Genomic DNA, 17,984 nt, shown 5'->3' with positions numbered 1-17,984 from the left:
ATTAAACTAACTGACTGCCTTCAGCAGTCAGTTTTGTTTTCAAATGCAGGTTATGCTACAATGGATTTCGCGAGGTGAAAGAAATGGCAAAAAAAAACAAAGACATCCAAGTACAGATTCAAGATGCTCAAAAGCAAGTGAACGGAAAAATTATCGAGATAGTTCAGTTGGTGATTGGTAAAAAAGTAATTGGTGAGCTGGTTCCAGATGGAAAAAATTTCCAAATTTTTGCTGACGGTAATTCTTTAGGTAGTGCAAAGTCCCTTGATGACGGGATTGAAGCTGTTATTCGCAATTGGAATCTTCACGATTAAAAAAATGAAGAAAAGTACTTGCATTTTATTTTGAAATTCGGTATTATAACTGAGTCGGGTTTTTAAGAAACCTTTCTGAGAATGCAAGTTCTAGCTTTGGGATTTGTTTTAAATATGGAGGAGTAGCGAAGTGGCTAAACGCGACGGACTGTAAATCCGTTCCTTAGGGTTCAGTGGTTCGAATCCACTCTCCTCCATCATTGGGGTATAGCCAAGCGGTAAGGCAAGGGACTTTGACTCCCTCATGCGTTGGTTCGAATCCAGCTACCCCAGTACTTTCAGTCAGACAATGGTCTGGCTATTTTTTTACCATTTTTTGCTTTTCTCAGTTTACAAAAGTAGTACTAGTTTAGAAAGTTCAATCAAAAATGCAACAATAAAAAATAGTAAACGAGAAATTGATATGAAATGAATACTTAAGCAAGCTCCCTCTGTTACACATAATTTTCCTTAATCAGCCGTTACCTAAGCGCTAAAAAACAAAATATAGTAAAATAATGGTAAGGAAAGAAAAATCTATATTTTATGTCGGGGGCGATTAAGATGGAACGAGCAAAGAGAATTAAGGAAATAGTTACTGAAACAGCAGAGCACGTATATGAACTGTTAAGGGACAACCAAGTGGAGGTAACGTTAGATACTAAAGATAGAAAAGGTGTGAAGGTACGAAAAATACGTCCTACACAACATACGATTAAGTGGAGAGCTAAAAACCATTAGTTAAAAAAGCGGCGAACAAAAAATTTTTGTTCAGCCGCTTTTTAATGTTCAATTTCAATTCCTAGAATAGTTAGATGACCATTACCTACAAGCTTGATAACTAGTTTGGCTAAATGATCGGCAGGCATTTCAGTATCGCTAGTAATCCACCAGTGCAGAGTACCTACAAAAATAGAGGTCATATATTCTAAGATGAAATCCATAGGTACTTCAATATCATTTTCTGTAATTTTTAATCGATTAAAGATATGAGCATATTTTTCATCTAAAATATCCTCAATTTGTTTTCGCAGCATTTCATTCGCAGAACTATCCATGATTGTAAGAAAGAATTTACGATTTTCTTGAATTCTTTTATAGATATTGGTCAAGACAATTTGAATCTGTTTGACTTTTAATCGATTGCCTTGAACAATTTGATCGGGATCCAGCACAGAAGCAAAGGCTTCAACAGCATTGTGAAAAATATAGTCATACAAATCTTGTTTATCTCTAAAATGAGCATAGAAGGTAGCACGGTTAATCATTGCTTCATCTGCAATTTCTTGGACTGTAATATTTTCGTATCCTTTTTGCTCCACAAGGTGAACAAATGCTTCGACAATCATTTTATGAGTGCGCTTTACACGTAAATCTAATTTTTTTGCCATGTAATTTCCTTTCTTTTTAACGACAGGTAGTTGTGAAATGTTGCTTATCTCACAGATGTAGGCGTTTTGCTTGTTGCTTTCTAATCAAAATCTTTTTAGAATATACGTGAGTAGTATAACAAACACGATGTAAGATAATCAACATGTGTCGCAAAAAATAGAAGGTAGGAAATAAAATGACATTACGTGCCGGAATCGATGTTGGCTCAACCACAGTCAAACTAGTCATTCTAGATGAAGAGAATCGGAGCCTGTTTTCAAAATATGAACGTCATTTTTCAGATGTGAAAGCTGCCACAGAAAGGGTTCTGAGAGAAGCACAGACAGTGGTACAGAAGCGTTCGTTAACGATGAATATTACTGGATCTGGCGGTATGGGCCTAGCTGACGTGCTACAGATTCCCTTTGTACAAGAAGTAATCGCCTGTACTCGAACAGTGGAAGAGGTAATTCCTCAAACAGATGTAGCAATTGAATTAGGCGGGGAAGATGCAAAAATTACTTTCTTTGAAGGTTCCTTGGAACAGCGGATGAATGGAAGCTGTGCGGGAGGAACAGGGGCCTTTATTGATCAGATGGCTGTTCTTTTGAAGACCGATGCGAATGGTGTAAATGAATTAGCCAAGAATTATAAAACCCTTTACCCAATCGCTTCGCGTTGTGGTGTGTTTGCCAAGACAGACGTACAACCTTTAATTAATGAAGGTGCTGCTAAAGAAGACCTTGCAGCGAGTATTTTCCAAGCAGTGGTCAACCAGACAATTGCGGGATTAGCTGCTGGACGTAAAATTAAAGGGAACATTGCATTCTTAGGCGGCCCTTTGTATTTTATGTCAGAATTGCGTAAACGATTCATTGAAACGCTGGATATCGCACCTGAAAATATTGTATTCCCAGAAAATCCACAATTATTTGTGGCGATGGGCGCAGCTTTTTATTCAGAGGATGCTGAAGCTACGACACTTGAACAATTGATTAATTATTTGACTACGGCTGACGAAGGACACTTGTCACCTTCAGATCGATTGACTCCTCTATTCAAGGATGAAAAAGAATTAGAAGAATTTCGTACTCGTCACAGTCAAGCGCTGGTTGAAGAGAAGGATTTGCAAAAGCACCATGGAGTGGCCTTTTTAGGGATTGATGCCGGATCAACGACAACAAAGGTTACCTTGATTGATGACAGTGGTCGTTTGATGTATTCCTTTTATGGAAATAATCAAGGCCAACCTTTAGAAACAACGATGACAGTGCTGAAGGATCTATATAAGAAACTTCCAAAAGATGTTTTTATCGGAAAAGCAGCGGTTACTGGCTATGGTGAGCAGTTAATTAAAAATGCTTTAAAAGTAGATATTGGGGAAGTAGAAACAATGGCCCATTACAAAGCGGCCAATCATTTTCAGCCTGGTGTGGATTTCATTTTAGATATCGGTGGTCAGGACATGAAGGCAATGACTATAAAGGATGGTGCGTTGTCTTCGATTCAGCTGAATGAAGCGTGCTCCTCAGGGTGTGGATCTTTTATCGAAACTTTTGCCAAGTCGTTAAACTATAAGGTAGAAGATTTTGCTCAGGCGGCTGTGAAATCACAAGCACCAGTTGATCTGGGTTCTCGCTGTACAGTGTTTATGAATTCTAAAGTAAAACAGGTTCAAAAAGAAGGTGCTTCTGTGGGGGATATTTCTGCAGGACTTTCTTATTCAGTTATAAAAAATGCTATCTACAAAGTAATCAAAGTACGTCGACCAGAAGAACTGGGCGCTAAAATTGTCTGTCAAGGTGGGACCTTTTACAATGAAGCGGTTTTACGGGCTTTCGAGTTAGTGACTGAGCGAGAAGTAGTTCGTCCATCAATCGCTGGTTTGATGGGTGCTTATGGAGCAGCTCTGATCGCTTTGGAAAATTACGAAGTTGGGGTAGTCAGTCAGACACTTTCATTAACTGAATTGGATGAATTTACTGCGGAGAAAGAATTTACTCACTGCGGATTATGTGAAAATAATTGTATGATGACTGTGACAATTTTTTCTGATGGACGAGAATTCATTACAGGAAATCGTTGTGAACGAGGAGCACGGATTAAAATCAAACGTGAGGATCGTAAAGTAAACTTGATCGACTATAAATACCGTCGACTGTTTAAGTACCGTCCGTTACGTAAAAAAGAAGTTACTCGCGGCACAGTAGGGATTCCTCGGGTTCTGAACATGTATGAGAATTATCCACTGTGGCATACTTTCTTTACAGAGTTAGGGTTCAAAGTAGAGCTGTCACCACGTTCAAACAAAGAATTGTATGAACAAGGAATGGAAACTATCCCAAGTGATACGGCTTGTTACCCAGCTAAAATCGCCCATGGTCATATTCAGGCTTTAATCGACAAAGGGATTCCCATGATTTTTTATCCCGGAGTAGTTTTCGAACGGGAAGAATCAAAGAATGCGGACAATCATTTTAACTGTCCGATCGTACAAAGCTATCCTGATGTTATTCGTAATAATGTGGATGACATTCGTGAAGGAAAAGTGGATTATCGCAATCCGTATTTGAATTTAGGCAATGAAGCTGCTGTTGCTAAAGTATTGAGTCGTACCTTCCAAGATTTGGGAATTACCGAAGCTGAAATTACTCAGGCGCTGCATCACGGTTACCAGGAGTTGGAAGCCTTCAAGCAGGACATTCGTACGAAGGGTGAAGAAACTCTGCTGATGCTGAATCAAAAGGGAGAAAGAGGGATTGTCTTATCAGGCCGCCCTTATCATTTAGATCCTGAAATCAATCATGGAATTGCTGAGGTCATCACGCAAGAAGGGTTCCACGTCTTGACCGAAGACAGTGTTTCACACTTGAGTGATGTAGGTAATCTGCGGGTTGTTAATCAATGGGTCTATCATTCTCGCTTATATGCTGCGGCACGGGTAGTAGCCAAAAGTAAAAATCTTGAACTGGTCCAATTGAACTCCTTTGGCTGTGGCTTAGATGCTGTTACTACAGACCAGGTAGAGGAAATTATGGATCAATATGGAAAAATTTATACGGTCTTGAAAATTGATGAAGGTTCAAACCTAGGAGCAATTCGGATTCGGTTACGCTCACTAAAAGCCGCGGTTAATGAAAGAGACAAGTCTAATTTTGAGCCTGTTCAGCGTTTTGAAGAGCCAGCTAAAATTACTTTTACAAAAAATATGCGTAAAAAACATACATTGCTATTACCAATGCTAAGCCCCATTCATCAAAGCGGCTTGTTCGATGTCGCCTTAGAGGCTTCCGGGTACAATGTTGTTTGTTTGCCGGCTATGGATCGCGAAGCTGTCAATGTTGGGTTGAAATATGTAAATAATGACGCTTGTTATCCAGCGATTATCTCAATTGGGCAATTAGTCGAAGCTTTACAAAGCGGCAAATATGATTTGGATAATGTCAGCGTGATGATGAGTCAAACCGGCGGCGGCTGTCGCGCAACTAACTATATTCCGTTGCTGCGTAAGGCGCTGGCAGATGCTGGATTTGGTCAAGTCCCCGTTGTTTCCGTATCATTGGGGAATAAGGGTGTGGAGTCCAATCCAGGCTTCAAGTTTACGCTGCCTATGATCAAACGAGCGGTTGTAGCAATCCTTTACGGCGATCTTTTCGAGCGGGTGGTTTACCGAACCCGACCATATGAGTTGGAAAAGGGTCAGATTGATGCCTTACATGAAGAGTGGTTGAAGAAAGTAGAGAGCAATGTTAGAAATGGCTCACTAACGCAATTTAATCGCAACATGAAAAAAATCATTAAGGACTTTGATACGATACCAATTTCTGATGAGGTCAAACCAAAAGTTGGAGTAGTGGGAGAGATATTAGTCAAATACTCACCTACTGCGAATAACGACATCGTTCGCTTGCTGGAAGAAGAAGGAGCAGAAGCCGTCGTACCTGATCTAGTAGGTTTCATGAACTATTCCTTATATAACCAAATTTGGAAGCATGACAATATGGGAATGCCGAAGAAGAGTAAAAATATAGCGGAATTTGTCATTAAACTAATTGAGGTAGTTGAAAAGCCAATGGATAAAGCTCTGCGAAGTTCTCAGCGTTTTACTGGAATTCACTCGATTTATCAGTTGGCTGAGGATGCTAGCAAAATTCTTTCTATCGGCAACCATACTGGTGAAGGCTGGTTCTTAACCGGAGAAATGATTGATCTGTTGAAAACAGGTGTTAATAATATCGTCTGCATGCAGCCGTTTGGATGTTTGCCAAATCATGTAGTGGGTAAAGGTGTCATTAAAGAGCTGCGTCACCAATATCCCAAATCTAACATTGCAGCGATTGATTATGACCCTGGAGTTTCGATTGTCAACCAGCTGAATCGGATTCGTTTGATGATGGCTACAGCCAACAAAATGCTAAAAGAAGAAAAGGTAGAACTTTAAAAACACTGATAAATATAGGGGTAGATCATTTTTTTCGGAAATGGTCTACCTTTTCTTATTGAGAATGAGGTATATACCAGTTATAATAGAGAAAAAAAGAGGAGCGATCGAAATGGCTAATCAAGTACCGGTTTATATTCAAATACATGATCAATTAAAAGATGAAATTGAAAAAGGTGTTTGGAAAGTCGGAGATCGTTTGCCGTCCGAACGGGAATTATCAGTGAAATTTAAAGTCAGCCGAATGACTTTGCGGCAGGCTATCCAAACATTGGCAGACGAAGGGATTTTGGAACGAAAAATTGGTTCAGGAACTTATGTAGCAAATGAAAAAGTTCAGGAAAAAATGAGCGGGACCACTAGTTTCACCGATATTATGGAATCACAAAATCGTATTCCTTCTAGTAAAACGATTTCCTTTTTCCATTCACCAGCCAGTTCAAGTGAAGCTGAAAATTTAGGTTTAACAAAAGGTGATCAGATTCTGCGGATGGAGCGTATTCGTTATGCGGATAATGTTCCTATCTGTTTTGAAGTTGCCAGCATCCCGGCTAAAATTGTCAAAGGATTCAGTAAAGAAGAAATTACGGACTCCTTTTATCATACATTGAAGCAGAAAGGCATGGAAATCGGTCGTGCAAATCAGACAGTTTCTGCTATTCTAGCTTCTGAACAAATCGCCGATTATTTGCAAATCAAACGAGGAGAGGCCATCTTGCGCTTGCGTCAAATATCTTATTTAGCTGATGATCAGCCTTTTGAATATGTTCGAACACAATATGTCGGCAGCCGTTTTGAGTTTTATCTTGAAAAATAAAGGAAGCTGCTAGTCTGCTTCCTTTACCAATTGTTCGAAATATGCGATTTCTCCGGTTGTAAAATCTGCTTGACCGCTCATCAGATCAATTACTTGAGCTTCAAATTCAGTGATGCCAGGTTCATCAATCATACAGGTCACCACTACCTGATCAGTGAATTGAGTATCTTTTACAGCAATCTGTTGGCTTTCAATAAAATTTTCCATTTTACTCCAGTTGGCATAGCTAAGAGTGACTAAGACTTCTTGTTGCAGTCGACCTTCGACGATGCCGGTTTCCCGAATTGCGTTGGCAACTGAACCAGAATATGCACGGATCAATCCGCCAGCACCTAGTTTAGTTCCACCAAAGTAACGAGTGACAACGGCAACCACGTTGATCAGTTCATTTTTCTTTAGAACCTCCAACATGGGAATACCGGCAGTGCCACTGGGTTCTCCATCATCACTAGTTCGTTGAATTTCCTGATGATCACCTAACACGTAAGCACTGCAATTATGATTGGCTTTCCAATGCTCCTTTTTTACGGATTGAATGAAAGCCTTTGCTACTTCTTCGGTTGTTACACGTTTTAAGGAACAAATAAACTGGGATTTTTTGATCTCGGTTTCATGAATACTATCTTGCTGAATCGTTCGATAATTTTGCAACATTTTATCACCTCAAAGTATAGTATAGTGGAACCATCCTAAAAAAGAAATGAATCGTCGAAAAGGAGGAACAGATAATGGTCCGAGCCAAAAAATATGATGGAATTACTCATTACTTAAAAAGTAATGGTGGTTCACAAGTAACATTAACTTTTACTCAATACGACGAATTGTTGTTTCCCAGCAGTGGACTGCCCAAAACAGCTCGGGAGGATTTGGATTGGTGGGCAAATGATTATCGTCATCCTGAAAAAGGTGCATATGGTTGGTTGAATGCCGGTTATGAAGTAGTACATGTGAGCTTAAAAAAAGAATATGTGGTCTTCAATCGATTAGTTAAATCTAACTGGTTATTCAAAAAGTGAGCGAAAATAAAATTTTGTTCACTTTTTTTGCGTACATTACTTTGAGGTGAATGAAATGAATGCATATGAAGGCCAACGATTATTAAAAAGTGAGTGGGAAACCTTTTATCCAACCGTCAATATAGCTAAGGCGCAAAAGATCCCAGCTATGAATGAGGCTGATAAAGAAGGCAGATGCTGTCAACGCTGTGGCAGCACTTCTAGTGAGCAAGTTCCAGCCGGATTTTACTATTGTCCATTTTGTATTAGTTTAGGCCGTATTAGCAGTAATCAATTTCTATATACTTTCCCAGCAACCCCCTTGACGAAGCGAAGTGTATCTTGTCAATGGACAGGAACATTGTCGCAAGCCCAAAATGAGATAGCGCAACAGTTGGTGAGGGATCAATCACAGGCTAATACATTTCTAATTTGGGCGGTCACTGGGGCGGGGAAAACTGAAATGTTGTTTCCTTTGATTCAGGATTATTTGTCACAAGGTAAACGAATCGCTGTTACATCTCCACGAGTAGACGTTTGCAACGAACTGCATCTGCGCTTTACCCAGTCCTTCCAACAGGAAAAAATTAGTCTCTATCACGGTAGTAAACGAATTGACGCTGGAAATCAGTGGATTGTTTGTACTATTCATCAGTTGTTTCGCTATCATCACACATTTGATCTAATTATTTTAGATGAAGTGGATGCATTTCCTTATGCCAATAATCCGTTTTTAGAGCAAGCAATTGCCCGCAGCAAACAATCGCAAGGAAGCATTGTTTATTTAAGCGCAACACCTTCTAAACTGCTGCTGCGTTCAGTAGATTACTGCTACCGGCTGCCTGGACGATACCATAGAAGACAGTTGCCCGTACCCAAAGTACTTTTATCCTTATTTTTAAATAAAAAGCTGGATCAAGGTAAACTACCTAAAGCTGTTACTAACGAGTTAATGCGTTTATTGGAAAAAAATGATGTGCTGTTTTTTTGTCCCAGCATTCCTTTGTTGGAAGTTGTTAAAAATCAATTGCTGGGCAAGGAACCTAATTTAGCCGTAACTACAGTTTTTGCTAATGATGAAGAACGTTTAGTCAAAGTAGAAAATATGCGGGATAGCCAGTATCAAATTTTGATTACCACTACCATTTTAGAACGAGGAGTCACTTTTGAAGGTGTCTCAGTTATGATTTTAGATGCTGCCCATCAAGTCTTCAACAAGGCAGCTTTAGTTCAGATTGCAGGAAGAGCCGATCGCAAGGGATTGTTTCGCAAAGCAGAAGTTTGTTTTGTAACAAGTGAATGGACTCGAACCATTAAGCAGGCTGTAAAAGAGATTGAAGAAAACAATCAATTAGCGAAGAAAGCGGGGTTGATTGGATGAAATGCAGGAACTGCCAAACGGATATTATTGAAAATTTAACACTTATCGAATGGTTTAAAACACCTGAGGTATTGTGTTTTCGTTGCGAGCAACAATTTTCTCGTTTGAAAGGTAAAATAACTTGTCCAGGCTGTGGGAGAATAAATGACGGAGAGCTTTGTGCAGATTGTCAAAGATGGCAGAAAATTCAAGGGTATACTTTACAAAATCAGGCATTGTTTGCATATGATGAGGGCTTCCAGCAATGGGTGGAGGCCTATAAATTCAAGGGAGATTATCGTTTACGAAAAGCTTTTGCCAGGGAGTTGAAGCAAGAGCTAAGGAATTATTCAGATTTTTTGTTTTGTCCGATTCCTTTATCAAAGGAACGATTCAGCCAGCGAGGATTTAATCAGGTGATTGCCTGTTTAGAGGCAGATGATTGTTCCTACAAAATTCTTTTGGAAAGAAAAAAAGATGACCGTCCACAGTCGATGAAAAATCGTTTCGAGCGCTTGCAAATGCCGCAGCCATACAAATTAAAAGGAGACGAAAGTAAAATTAAAGACAAAAAGATTCTTATAATTGATGACGTTTATACTACAGGAAGAACTTTGTTTCACGCATCAGAAATTCTATATAAAAATGGCGCTAAAGCAGTGCAAAGCTTGACTTTTGCAAGGTAAGGATTTCTGGTTTTGAACAAAAAAATGATAGCGATTTACTTTGCAAACCGATTAGAGTTGGTTATAATAGAGGTAAGAAGTGGGGCGAAGAGTGGTCCTTCCCCTTATCTTCAGTTGGTAGACGAAAGGGGCAATTTGTATGTTTAGATATAACGTTCGAGGAGAAAATATCGAAGTTACTGAAGCAATTCGTGATTATGTAGAGAAGAAAGTGGGGAAATTAGAACGCTACTTCACTGATGTGCCCGATGCAACTGCACACGTGAACTTGAAAGTTTATACTGAAAAAACTGCCAAAGTTGAAGTAACGATTCCACTTCCTTACTTAGTGCTACGTGCCGAGGAAACTTCACCAGATTTATATGCAAGTATTGATTTGGTTGTGGATAAATTAGAACGTCAAATTCGTAAATTCAAAACAAAAATCAACCGTAAAGCACGTGAAACTTCTTTGCCAACCCGTGAGGTAGCAGTAGAGTTGAATGATGAAGCAGAAGAAACTTCAGAATTAGAAATCGTGCGTACAAAACGTCTTTCTTTAAAACCAATGGGCAGCGAGGAAGCGGTATTACAAATGAATATGTTAGGACACAATTTCTTCATTTTTGAAGATGCTGAAACTAACGGAACTAGTATTGTTTATCGTCGTAAAGATGGCAAATACGGTTTAATTGAAACAGATTAATCTTATTAACCTCAGCTTAGGCTGAGGTTTTTTTATTTTGGGATAATTTCTTGTTTATAATTAGGGTCATAATTTTCTTATGAAAAAATTCGAATGATTAAATCTATCACTAGAAACCGCTAGTTTTTTACTAAAAGGAGTAAATCGGGCGTTTTTTTACCAAAATAGTAAAAGTAGGTGGTACTTTTTGTAAAGATATTCTTTTTATTCCTGGGATAAGTTTCTTTTCCATGGCACTAATGATAAAATAGACTAGCAGATTTGTAGACAAATCAAAGAGAGCACAAAGGAGTAAGAAAAACGAATGGCAAACTTTCTAAGAAAGATGATCGAAAACGATAAAAAAGAACTGAAGCGTTTAGACGGTATCGCGAATCAAGTCGAGCGCCATGCTGAAGATATGGAGAAACTCTCCGATGAACAACTTCGAGCAAAAACAGATGAGTTTAGAACCCGCTACAAAAACGGTGAAACCTTGGATGAACTATTACCTGAAGCTTTTGCGGTAGTTCGAGAAGCTGCTAAAAGAGTATTAGGTTTGTATCCTTACCATGTACAATTAATGGGTGGGGTCGTACTACACGACGGGAATATTCCAGAAATGAAAACTGGTGAAGGTAAGACCTTGACCGCTACCATGCCGGTTTATTTGAATGCTCTAACTGGGGAAGGCGTTCACGTAGTTACAGTTAATGAATATTTGGCAACACGGGACTCTACTGAGATGGGAGAACTGTATAATTTCTTAGGCTTGAGTGTTGGCTTAAATATTAACTCAAAAACGGCTGATGAAAAACGTGAAGCGTATGCCTGTGATATTACCTATAGCACGAATAACGAACTTGGTTTCGATTATTTAAGAGACAACATGGTAGTTTATCGTAGTCAAATGGTTCAGCGACCATTAAATTATGCAATTGTTGATGAGGTTGACTCTATCTTAATTGACGAAGCTAGAACTCCATTGATCATTTCAGGAGCTGCTGAGAAATCAACCGCTCTTTATACTCGTACAGATAATTTTATTAAGCGATTGCGGGAAGATGATGATTATAAGATCGATGTTCAATCAAAAACAATTGGTTTAACCGAACAAGGAATCGAAAAGGCAGAAGATAACTTCGGCTTGGAGAACTTGTATGATTTAGAAAATACTGCATTGACACACCATTTAGATCAAGCATTGCGTGCAAATTATATTATGATTCGTGATATTGATTATGTGGTTCAAGAAGGTAAAGTTCTAATCGTCGACCAATTTACTGGTCGGATTATGGACGGCCGTCGTTATTCAGATGGTCTGCACCAAGCGATCGAAGCCAAAGAAAGCGTGGAAATCGAAGACGAAACGAAAACTATGGCTACCATCACATTCCAAAACTATTTCCGTATGTATAAGAAACTGTCTGGAATGACTGGTACTGCGAAGACCGAGGAAGAAGAATTTCGTGAAATCTACAACATCGAAGTTATTCAAATTCCGACGAATCAGCCGGTTATTCGTGAAGATCACGCGGATCTACTGTACCCAACTTTGGAAAGTAAATTTAAAGCAGTAGTACAGGACATCAAAGAGCGTCACCGCAAAGGACAGCCGATTCTGGTAGGTACCGTAGCAGTTGAAACTTCTGAACTATTATCAGATATGTTGAATAGCGAAAAGATTCCTCATGAGGTGTTGAATGCTAAGAACCACTTCAAGGAAGCTGAAATTATTATGAACGCCGGCCAAAAGGGTGCTGTAACTATCGCGACTAACATGGCTGGTCGAGGTACAGATATTAAATTGGGCTTAGGCGTTGTTGAATTAGGTGGATTAGCGGTTATTGGTACCGAACGTCATGAATCACGTCGTATTGATAACCAGTTGCGGGGACGTTCAGGACGTCAAGGAGATCCAGGTGTTTCACAATTTTATCTATCTCTAGAAGATGATTTAATGAAGCGTTTCGGATCGGAACGAATCAAAGCCTTCTTGGACCGCATGAAAGTGGAAGAAGAAGATGCAGTTATTCAAAGTAAAATGTTGACGAAACAAGTTGAATCCGCTCAAAAACGGGTGGAGGGTAACAACTACGATACTCGTAAAAATGTCCTGCAATATGATGATGTTATGCGGGAGCAGCGGGAAGTTATCTATAAACAGCGGCAAGATGTAATTATGGAAGAAAAGGATCTTTCTTCACAATTATTGAACATGGTTCGCCGGACAGTTTCTCGTGTAGTTGATAGTCATACTCAACTTGAAAAAGATAACTGGACATTAGAAAGTATCATAGATTTTGCTGGTAATGCTTTGGTCCATGAAGATTCTATTTCTGTGTCTGATTTAGAAGGTAAAACGCCAGAAGAAATGAAAGATCTGTTGTTTGATCGGGCGAAAGAAGTATTTGAGGCTAAAGCTTCTCAGCTTCATAGTCCAGAACAACTGTTAGAATTTGAAAAAGTAGTTATTTTGCGAGTAGTAGATACTAAATGGACGGATCACATTGACGCAATGGATCAATTACGTCAATCAATTGGTCTTCGTGCTTATGGACAAAACAACCCATTAGTAGAATACCAAACTGAAGGTTATACAATGTTTGAGGATATGGTTGGGGCCATTGAGTATGAAGTTACTCGTCTGTTCATGAAAGCTGAGATTCGCCAGAACGTTCAGCGGGAGCAAGTAGCAGAACCACAAGAAACTCATCCAGTTGAAGCAGATGGCGATCCGAAAAATTTAACTAGTACAAAGAGAATGCCGAAAAAGGTTCAAAAAGTAGGACGAAATGATCCGTGTCCATGCGGCAGTGGGAAAAAATACAAGAACTGCCACGGTAAGGGAGAATAATATCCTAACTATCGGACGGGACATAGTAGCTTAACAGCTATGTCTCGTCTTTCTATGTAAATTGATCCAAGATGAAAGAAGGAATGACTTTGGAAAACGCAGAGATCAGAAACTTGTTAGATACAATCCAAGAGCAAGTGGCCAGCTTTAGGGGGTCTCTTTGACCTTGATCGGTTAGAGGAGGATATTGCTGAAGCTGAGCATCAAATGGCAGATCCGGGCTTTTGGGATGATTCCGAAAAGGCTCAAGAGCTAATTAACAAAAATAATTTAGAAAAGGAAACCTTTACTAAATTTAACGATATCAAAGAAGAAGCCGAAGAGCTGAATTTAATGGTTGAAATGCAGCAGGAAGAATATGATCCAGAATTGCAAACAGAGCTGGTGAATCGGCTGCAGCAACTAAAGGAACAGGTAGCTGGTTTTGAACTGTCCTTACTCTTAGATGCTCCTTATGACAAAAACAATGCGATTGTAGAACTTCATCCAGGGGCTGGTGGAACTGAGTCACAGGACTGGGGTTCTATGTTGTTAAGGATGTATACTCGCTGGGCGGAACAGCATGGTTTTAGTGTGGAAACTATTGATTATCAAGCTGGTGATGAAGCCGGAATTAAAAGTGTTACTTTGATGATCAAGGGATTAAATGCTTATGGCTATTTAAAATCAGAAAAGGGCGTTCATCGGTTAGTGCGTATTTCGCCATTTGATTCCGCAAATCGCCGACATACTTCTTTTTGTTCAATGGATGTTATGCCAGAACTGGATGGTACAATTGAAGTAGAAGTAAATCCTGATGATTTGAAGGTGGACGTTTACCGGGCTAGTGGTGCTGGTGGTCAGCATATTAATAAAACTTCCTCAGCTGTTCGTATTACGCATTTACCTACGGGTACAGTGGTTGCTAGTCAAGCGCAACGCTCACAATTTCATAACCGGGAAACGGCTATGACCATGTTGAAAGCGAAACTCTATCAAATGGAATTGGATAAAAAAGAACAGGAAGCTGCTGCCTTGCGTGGGGAACAAATGGATATCAGTTGGGGCTCACAAATTCGTTCTTATGTTTTTCATCCATATTCTATGGTTAAGGATCATCGAACAAATTATGAAACTGGAAATGTGCAAGCAGTCATGGATGGTGATCTAGATCCCTTTATTGACGCTTACTTAAAATGGCATTTGGGTCAAAGCAACTAAGTCAAATGAAATCAAATTGTAAACTACTGAAAGCCTGTTGCAATGTTTCCGTGCTATAATAGCTAAGAATTTAAGAGGATATGGAGAGATAACCATGATTGAAATGCAAGATGTGGTGAAAAAGTATCCCAATAAGACTACGGCGGTTCGCGGTCTTACGGTCAATATTGATCAAGGGGAGTTTGTATACGTTGTAGGACCCTCTGGAAGTGGGAAATCAACCTTTATCAAATTGATGTACCGGGAAGAAAAAGCAACTTCAGGAAAGAAATTAGAAGTTGCCGGACATGATTTGCTAAAAATTAAGAACCGAGATGTACCTTACCTGCGCCGGGATGTTGGTGTGGTTTTCCAAGATTTCAAATTACTTCCACGGAAAACGGTCTATGAAAATGTTGCTTATGCAATGCAAGTAATCGGACGTAAACCTCGCGATATTAAAAAACGAGTAATGGAAGTGCTAGATTTAGTCGGCTTGAAGCATAAGGTTCGTGTCTTCCCAGGTGAATTATCTGGGGGCGAACAACAGCGGGTATCTATTGCCCGGGCGATCGTTAATACACCTAAAGTGTTGATTGCCGATGAACCAACTGGGAATCTTGACCCTGAAACTTCATGGGAAATTATGAAATTGTTGGAGCGCATCAATGCGCAGGGAACAACCATTGTAATGGCGACTCACAATAAGACAATCGTGGATACCATGCGTCACCGGTTGATTGCGATTGAAAATGGCTTGATTGTTCGAGATGAAGCGGGAGGAGAATACGAATTCGATGATTAGAAATTTCTTCCGACATTTGTTGGAAAGTATCAAAAGCTTAAAACGTAATGGCTGGATGACTTTGGCGTCTGTCAGTGCAGTAACCATTACTTTAACATTAGCTGGTGTCTTTCTGGCAATTATTATGAACGCAACAAAATTGGCACAAGATGTTGAGGGCAATGTTGATGTGACAGTCTTTGTAGACATCGGTACTAGTGAGAAGGACTTAAAAGAGTTAAAAACCGATTTGGCTGACATTTCCCATGTAGAAAAGGTACAATTCTCTAGTAAAGAAGATCAGCTTAAAAAGATTCAAACAGCATTAGGTGATGCTTGGGATTTATTTGAAGGCGACAACAATCCTTTGTATGATGTGTATATTGTCAGCGCGACAGATTCACAATACATTAAACCGGTTGCTAATCAAGCCAAAGAATTACCAAATGTCAATCGCGCTGATTACGGTGGTAGTTCAGCTGATCGTATTATTACAATTGCAGGAGTTGTTAGGACCTGGGGATTAGCTGCAGCGGCCTTACTAATTTTTGTGGCAATATTCCTAATTTCCAATACTATTCGTATCACAATCATTTCCCGTAAACGTGAAATTCAAATTATGCGTTTAGTAGGAGCTAAAAATGGTTATATCCGTTGGCCATTCTTCTTGGAAGGTGGTTGGATTGGATTAATTGGTTCGATTGTTCCTATTCTAATTTTGACGTATGGCTACCAGCAAATTTATGAGTTGGCTGCACCGTACTTGTTGCAGTCTAATTTAAACTTGCTCGCTCCAAACAGCATTGTTTGGAAGCTTGATATTCTGATGGCTGTTGGCGGGTATTTGATTGGAGCATTAGGCTCGATCATTTCAATGCGTCGTTTCTTAAAAATTTAAAACAAAGGAAAGTGTTGGTGATTCATTTCGCCAACACTTTTTATTTGTTTCGGGTTAAGGGAACCGCTAAAATAACTATGTTTTTTGTTTACAATCGGGACCTTCTTCGCTATTCTTTAAAGGAAGGAGTGGAGCATGGTGAGTTTTTTGTTGGGACATATGGGGCTAGTTTTCCTAATCGTGAACACGATATTATCATTAATTATTGTCTTTCGAGAGCGGAAAGATACGGTTACGACTTGGGCATGGCTGCTAATTTTGACATTTTTACCGGTGGTCGGTTTCATTATGTACATATTTTTAGGTAAGGGAATTTCGAAGGAACGAATTTTTGACCTGAAGATGCAAACGAAGGTCGGAATGAATGTTGAGATTGAACAGCAGCAGAGAGCACTGAATCGAGGGTTATTCCCTAGACCTTCTACAAATCAAGTGAACCCTAAGCAGTTAATTTATATGTTAACTATGTTTGAAAGTTCACTTTACACGACGAATAACGAGGTTACCCTGTATACTGATGGCAGAGAGAAATTTGATGCGCTGTTAGCAGACATTCAAGAGGCAACCTTGCATATTCATATGGAATATTATATTTACCGCAGTGATGCCTTAGGAATAGAAGTGAGAGATGCTTTGGTTGATGCAGCTAAACGTGGAGTAAAAGTTCGACTTTTATTGGATGCTTGGGGATCTACTCAAGTAAATCGCAAATTTTTTGCTTCGTTGCTAGAGGCTGATGGCGAAGTAGAATTTTTTTTCCCGTTGTTTGTACCTTATTTAAATCCCCGTATGAATTATCGCAATCATCGTAAAATTGTTGTCATCGATGGTAACATTGGATATACCGGTGGTTTTAACGTCGGTGATGAATACTTGGGTCTTGTCGAAAAATTTGGGTATTGGCGCGACAATCATATTCGTGTATGTGGCGATGTGGTTTATTCCTTGCAGAATCGTTTTTTAATGGATTGGAATTCTCAACATAAAAACGAAGTACTGTATGAGCCGATCTATTTTCCAGAAATTGAATCTGGAGGTCATTGTGCTTTGCAAATTGTAACCAGTGGACCAGATAGTGAGCACGAACAAATTAAGATGACTTATTTGAAAATGATTAATTTAGCAAAGAAAGAAATTCTGATTCAAACACCTTATTATATTCCAGATGATTCTATTCATGAAGCGTTAAAATCTGCCTTACTTTCAGGTGTAAAGGTTCGTATTCAAATTCCTAATAAGCCAGATCACATTTTAGTTTATTGGGCTACCTATTCTTTTGCTGCTGAACTTTTGGAATATGGAGCTATTATTGAGACCTATGAGAATGGTTTTATTCATGCAAAAACCATGATTATTGATGAAGGAATTGCTTCAGTCGGTTCGGCAAATATTGATGTTCGCTCTTTCCAACTGGATTTTGAAGTGAACACGGTTATTTATGACAGTCATTTTGCTACAGAAGTTCGGAATGCTTTTTTCAACGATTCCGAAAAATCACAAGTATTAACCCAAGAACGTTATGACCAGAGAGGGCTGGTAATTAAATTTAAGGAAGGAATTGCCCGCTTGATCTCTCCACTACTGTAAATAACTCTTGCTCTTTAAAAATGAAATGGTACAATAAATTAGCTTATTTCTA

Annotated in this window: 15 protein-coding genes and 2 tRNA genes; 15 read left to right on the top strand and 2 right to left on the bottom strand. The window is 39.3% G+C overall.

Annotated features, from left to right (window positions below; all coding sequences use genetic code 11):
- The first annotated feature begins 83 nt into the window (after positions 1 to 83).
- From IGI46_RS18045 to IGI46_RS18030, 4 genes are all read left to right on the top strand, one after another.
- Complete coding sequence (locus IGI46_RS18045) at positions 84 to 314, top strand: DUF2969 domain-containing protein (RefSeq protein ID WP_207700989.1); 231 nt, start codon at positions 84 to 86, stop codon at positions 312 to 314.
- 116 nt (positions 315 to 430) lie between these two features.
- Positions 431 to 511: transfer RNA gene (locus IGI46_RS18040), tRNA-Tyr, on the top strand.
- A 4-nt stretch (positions 512 to 515) separates the two neighbouring features.
- A tRNA-Gln gene (locus IGI46_RS18035) sits at positions 516 to 587 on the top strand.
- Positions 588 to 857: 270 nt separating this feature from the next.
- Positions 858 to 1,034: a hypothetical protein gene (locus IGI46_RS18030; protein ID WP_429964297.1), complete on the top strand. Its 177-nt coding sequence runs from the start codon at positions 858 to 860 to the stop codon at positions 1,032 to 1,034.
- A gap of 41 nt (positions 1,035 to 1,075) precedes the next feature.
- Here the strand turns inward: IGI46_RS18030 and IGI46_RS18025 are convergent, their stop codons facing one another.
- A complete protein-coding gene (locus IGI46_RS18025; protein ID WP_207700991.1) occupies positions 1,076 to 1,684 on the bottom strand; it encodes a TetR/AcrR family transcriptional regulator in 609 nt (202 codons plus the stop codon).
- A gap of 176 nt (positions 1,685 to 1,860) precedes the next feature.
- Here IGI46_RS18025 and IGI46_RS18020 point away from each other — a divergent pair, with 176 nt between their 5' ends.
- Positions 1,861 to 6,105, top strand: a complete 4,245-nt coding sequence (locus IGI46_RS18020; RefSeq protein WP_429964296.1) for an acyl-CoA dehydratase activase-related protein — start codon at positions 1,861 to 1,863, stop codon at positions 6,103 to 6,105.
- Between the two features lie 112 nt (positions 6,106 to 6,217).
- Positions 6,218 to 6,922: a GntR family transcriptional regulator gene (locus IGI46_RS18015; RefSeq protein WP_429964295.1), complete on the top strand. Its 705-nt coding sequence runs from the start codon at positions 6,218 to 6,220 to the stop codon at positions 6,920 to 6,922.
- A gap of 9 nt (positions 6,923 to 6,931) precedes the next feature.
- Here the strand turns inward: IGI46_RS18015 and IGI46_RS18010 are convergent, their stop codons facing one another.
- Entirely contained in the window at positions 6,932 to 7,576 is a 645-nt protein-coding gene (locus IGI46_RS18010; RefSeq protein ID WP_429964294.1) for a YigZ family protein, read from the bottom strand.
- 74 nt (positions 7,577 to 7,650) lie between these two features.
- On the opposite strand from IGI46_RS18010, the gene IGI46_RS18005 reads away from it, so the two are divergent.
- The 9 genes from IGI46_RS18005 to cls all read left to right on the top strand — a co-directional run bounded on the left by IGI46_RS18005 (position 7,651) and on the right by cls (position 17,932).
- The gene (locus IGI46_RS18005) at positions 7,651 to 7,938 is read left to right on the top strand and encodes a DUF7662 domain-containing protein (protein WP_429964293.1); all 288 of its coding nucleotides are present in this window, start codon (positions 7,651 to 7,653) and stop codon (positions 7,936 to 7,938) included.
- A gap of 55 nt (positions 7,939 to 7,993) precedes the next feature.
- Positions 7,994 to 9,298 (top strand): DEAD/DEAH box helicase, encoded by a 1,305-nt coding sequence (locus tag IGI46_RS18000; protein WP_429973927.1) that lies wholly within the window; start codon positions 7,994 to 7,996, stop codon positions 9,296 to 9,298.
- Positions 9,295 to 9,963: a ComF family protein gene (locus IGI46_RS17995; protein ID WP_429964291.1), complete on the top strand. Its 669-nt coding sequence runs from the start codon at positions 9,295 to 9,297 to the stop codon at positions 9,961 to 9,963. Before IGI46_RS18000 ends, IGI46_RS17995 begins: the two co-directional genes overlap by 4 nt.
- A gap of 139 nt (positions 9,964 to 10,102) precedes the next feature.
- A complete protein-coding gene (hpf, locus tag IGI46_RS17990) occupies positions 10,103 to 10,648 on the top strand; it encodes a ribosome hibernation-promoting factor, HPF/YfiA family (protein WP_010759975.1) in 546 nt (181 codons plus the stop codon).
- A gap of 304 nt (positions 10,649 to 10,952) precedes the next feature.
- Positions 10,953 to 13,484, top strand: a complete 2,532-nt coding sequence (secA, locus tag IGI46_RS17985) for a preprotein translocase subunit SecA (RefSeq protein WP_429964290.1) — start codon at positions 10,953 to 10,955, stop codon at positions 13,482 to 13,484.
- Positions 13,485 to 13,573: 89 nt separating this feature from the next.
- A protein-coding gene (gene prfB, locus IGI46_RS17980; protein ID WP_429964289.1) for a peptide chain release factor 2 occupies positions 13,574 to 14,684 on the top strand; the annotation gives its coding sequence in 2 pieces (ribosomal slippage) (positions 13,574 to 13,645 and positions 13,647 to 14,684; 1,110 coding nt in all).
- Positions 14,685 to 14,778: 94 nt separating this feature from the next.
- The gene (gene ftsE, locus IGI46_RS17975) at positions 14,779 to 15,468 is read left to right on the top strand and encodes a cell division ATP-binding protein FtsE (protein WP_207701000.1); all 690 of its coding nucleotides are present in this window, start codon (positions 14,779 to 14,781) and stop codon (positions 15,466 to 15,468) included.
- Entirely contained in the window at positions 15,461 to 16,345 is an 885-nt protein-coding gene (gene ftsX, locus IGI46_RS17970; RefSeq protein WP_207701001.1) for a permease-like cell division protein FtsX, read from the top strand. Before ftsE ends, ftsX begins: the two co-directional genes overlap by 8 nt.
- A 135-nt stretch (positions 16,346 to 16,480) precedes the next feature.
- Complete coding sequence (gene cls, locus IGI46_RS17965) at positions 16,481 to 17,932, top strand: cardiolipin synthase (protein ID WP_207701002.1); 1,452 nt, start codon at positions 16,481 to 16,483, stop codon at positions 17,930 to 17,932.
- Positions 17,933 to 17,984: the final 52 nt, after the last annotated feature.

The organism is Enterococcus sp. AZ163 (assembly GCF_050498925.1).
In the GTDB taxonomy this organism is placed as follows: Bacteria; Bacillota; Bacilli; order Lactobacillales; family Enterococcaceae; genus Enterococcus_A; species Enterococcus_A ferrettii.
Note: the sequence above shows the minus strand (reverse complement) of the source record. Positions and strands in the feature narration are given on the sequence as shown.

Excerpts from the sequence above, each read along its gene's own strand:
- IGI46_RS18045 (WP_207700989.1), top strand. The coding sequence starts at position 84 with ATGGCAAAAAAAAACAAAGACATCCAAGTACAGATTCAAGATGCTCAA.
- IGI46_RS18030 (WP_429964297.1), top strand. The coding sequence starts at position 858 with ATGGAACGAGCAAAGAGAATTAAGGAAATAGTTACTGAAACAGCAGAG.
- IGI46_RS18025 (WP_207700991.1), bottom strand. The coding sequence starts at position 1,684 with ATGGCAAAAAAATTAGATTTACGTGTAAAGCGCACTCATAAAATGATT.
- IGI46_RS18020 (WP_429964296.1), top strand. The coding sequence starts at position 1,861 with ATGACATTACGTGCCGGAATCGATGTTGGCTCAACCACAGTCAAACTA.
- IGI46_RS18015 (WP_429964295.1), top strand. The coding sequence starts at position 6,218 with ATGGCTAATCAAGTACCGGTTTATATTCAAATACATGATCAATTAAAA.
- IGI46_RS18010 (WP_429964294.1), bottom strand. The coding sequence starts at position 7,576 with ATGTTGCAAAATTATCGAACGATTCAGCAAGATAGTATTCATGAAACC.
- IGI46_RS18005 (WP_429964293.1), top strand. The coding sequence starts at position 7,651 with ATGGTCCGAGCCAAAAAATATGATGGAATTACTCATTACTTAAAAAGT.
- IGI46_RS18000 (WP_429973927.1), top strand. The coding sequence starts at position 7,994 with ATGAATGCATATGAAGGCCAACGATTATTAAAAAGTGAGTGGGAAACC.
- IGI46_RS17995 (WP_429964291.1), top strand. The coding sequence starts at position 9,295 with ATGAAATGCAGGAACTGCCAAACGGATATTATTGAAAATTTAACACTT.
- hpf (WP_010759975.1), top strand. The coding sequence starts at position 10,103 with ATGTTTAGATATAACGTTCGAGGAGAAAATATCGAAGTTACTGAAGCA.
- secA (WP_429964290.1), top strand. The coding sequence starts at position 10,953 with ATGGCAAACTTTCTAAGAAAGATGATCGAAAACGATAAAAAAGAACTG.
- ftsE (WP_207701000.1), top strand. The coding sequence starts at position 14,779 with ATGATTGAAATGCAAGATGTGGTGAAAAAGTATCCCAATAAGACTACG.
- ftsX (WP_207701001.1), top strand. The coding sequence starts at position 15,461 with ATGATTAGAAATTTCTTCCGACATTTGTTGGAAAGTATCAAAAGCTTA.
- cls (WP_207701002.1), top strand. The coding sequence starts at position 16,481 with ATGGTGAGTTTTTTGTTGGGACATATGGGGCTAGTTTTCCTAATCGTG.